Origin of the sequence: Paenibacillus sp. Pae15, assembly GCF_024519685.1 — a bacterium.
In the GTDB taxonomy this organism is placed as follows: Bacteria; Bacillota; Bacilli; order Paenibacillales; family NBRC-103111; genus Paenibacillus_G; species Paenibacillus_G naphthalenovorans.
Map to the genome: position 1 here is coordinate 1 of NZ_JALJRM010000086.1, position 648 is coordinate 648.

Below are 648 nucleotides of genomic sequence, written 5' to 3' on the forward strand. Positions count from 1 at the left end.
ATCAAAAAAGCTGTTTGACAACGTATAAACACCGATAAAGCAAAGAGCGGCGATCAAAGGAATCAGGTACGGCTGCGCTTTCTTTATAAGAATAGCAAAAGCAGGTACGAAAGCTGTGTTTAAAATGAATAACAATACGTTCGCAAACACTAAACCCGCAATGACTGCCCAAACAAGATCTCCTGATTTTTGAAGCATTAACGGTCCCGGTTGTAAACCGAACATGACCAATGCGCCTAACAAAACAGCGGTTGTACCCGAACCCGGAATTCCCAAGCTGAACAGCGGGATTAGCGCCCCCCCAACGGAAGCATTATTTGCGGATTCCGGAGCACTTACGCCTTGTTCAGCACCTTTTCCAAATTCTTCAGGAGTTTTGGACAATTTCTTTTCTAAATTATAGCTTAAAAACGTCGCAATCGTAGCGCCGGCGCCAGGTAAAATCCCGACCAGAAATCCTATGATAGAGCCTCTTGCGATACTCCATTTGTTCCTTAATATTTGCTTCACGGTCGGAAACAGTTCTCTAAAAGGAATCTTCCCTTCATATTCTTCCGATTTCTTTGTCTTCTCCTCAATCAAAATCAACACCTCCGAGAGACCGAAAACACCGACCGCCACAACAACAAAGTCGATACCGTCCATAAG

General features: G+C 44.1%; 1 protein-coding gene. It reads right to left on the reverse strand.

The genetic code is table 11. The features are described 5' to 3' along the window. Window positions 1-645: tripartite tricarboxylate transporter permease (locus NR121_RS25025; protein WP_256832147.1), on the reverse strand; the 645-nt coding region annotated here is incomplete at its 3' end. Window positions 646-648: the final 3 nt, after the last annotated feature.